The sequence below is a fragment of the Actinomadura sp. WAC 06369 genome, from assembly GCF_003947565.1.
In the GTDB taxonomy this organism is placed as follows: Bacteria; Actinomycetota; Actinomycetes; order Streptosporangiales; family Streptosporangiaceae; genus Spirillospora; species Spirillospora rifamycini.
Genome location: NZ_QHJN01000434.1, coordinates 1 through 456 on the forward strand (window position 1 = coordinate 1; position 456 = coordinate 456).

Sequence of the window (456 nt, forward strand, 5' to 3'; positions counted from 1 at the left end):
GGCCGCGCGGGCGCGGCCGTCGAGGGCGAAGTCGTCGCAGACGAGCGGGAGGTCGTTGGCGACGAGGTGCTCGAACTGGCGGCGGCGGGACGTGATGAGGTCGTTCACGATCGGGAGGGCCTCGTCGCGGCCGCAGTCGAAGAAGTGCTGGACGGCGAGCAGGCCGTTGTTCAGCTCGCCCTCGTACTCGATCTCCTTCTGGTACGAGAAGACGTCGTTCATCAGGCAGGCGACGTCCATCGCGGAGACGTCGATCTCGCGGAGGGTGCGGGTGCGGAACACCTCGGCGGGGATCTCGGCGGAGTGCTCGATGCGGGAGAGCGCCATCGTCATCTCGGAGCCGAACGTGTGGCGGCGCATCTCGACGTAGTCGACGGGGTCGGGGACGCGGCCCTGGAGGTGGTTGTTCAGCTCCCACACCCAGCTCTCGACCATGTGCTCGACGGAGGCGCGGAA

Annotated in this window: 1 protein-coding gene; it reads right to left on the reverse strand. The window is 68.2% G+C overall.

Annotated features, from left to right (window positions below; all coding sequences use genetic code 11):
- Window positions 1-456: terpene synthase family protein (locus DMH08_RS40740; RefSeq protein WP_233618091.1), on the reverse strand; the 456-nt coding region annotated here is incomplete at both ends.